This window comes from Xanthomonas cissicola (assembly GCF_008801575.1).
In the GTDB taxonomy this organism is placed as follows: domain Bacteria; phylum Pseudomonadota; class Gammaproteobacteria; order Xanthomonadales; family Xanthomonadaceae; genus Xanthomonas; species Xanthomonas cissicola.
This window is the reverse complement of record NZ_VZPL01000239.1, coordinates 1-501: the sequence shown is the minus strand read 5'-3', so window position 1 is coordinate 501 and position 501 is coordinate 1. Positions and strand designations below refer to the sequence as shown.

1 protein-coding gene and 1 pseudogene are annotated in these 501 nt (G+C 54.7%); both read left to right on the top strand.

Annotation, left to right across the window (positions count from 1 at the left end):
* Positions 1-106 (top strand): annotated as a pseudogene (locus F7R02_RS25845) (IS5/IS1182 family transposase); the annotation flags it as partial.
* Between the two features lie 208 nt (positions 107-314).
* Positions 315-501, top strand: a 187-nt coding sequence (locus F7R02_RS25835) for a transposase (protein WP_151210039.1), incomplete at its 3' end; no start/stop codon positions are given.

The following is a 501-nucleotide window of genomic DNA, read 5'->3' as shown; positions in this document are numbered from 1 at the left end:
CGGCCTGGCCAAAAACACCGCACACGTGCTGACCTTGTTTGCGCTCTCCAATCTGTGGATGAAGCGAAAGCAGTTGCTGCCGGCTATGGGGAGCGTGCGCCTGTAAACCAGGAAATTCCCACGGAAAGCGCCAGAAATGGCGAAATTCCAAAGATTCAAACGCCACTCTTCGGAACGACGCGACATCCCGCACTCTCAGGCCTCGTTATTCAGACCTTCCTTAGAGCAAGTTGCATGAACTCAGGCGGAAAATCTTGCGCCTCATCGACTAGGGCCTGTTAACACTAATGGCCCGAGCGATTAAACTATTGGGCATGGAGATCACGCCAGCACAATTTTCTCTGATCGAACACTGCCTGCCGGCGCAGCGCGGCAATGTCAGCATGACCAACCTGCAAGTGGTCAACGCCATCCTTTACGTTGCCGAGCATGGCTGCAAATGGCGCGGCCTACCCAAGCGCTTTGGCAACTGGCATACGGTCTACACACGCATGAACCGTT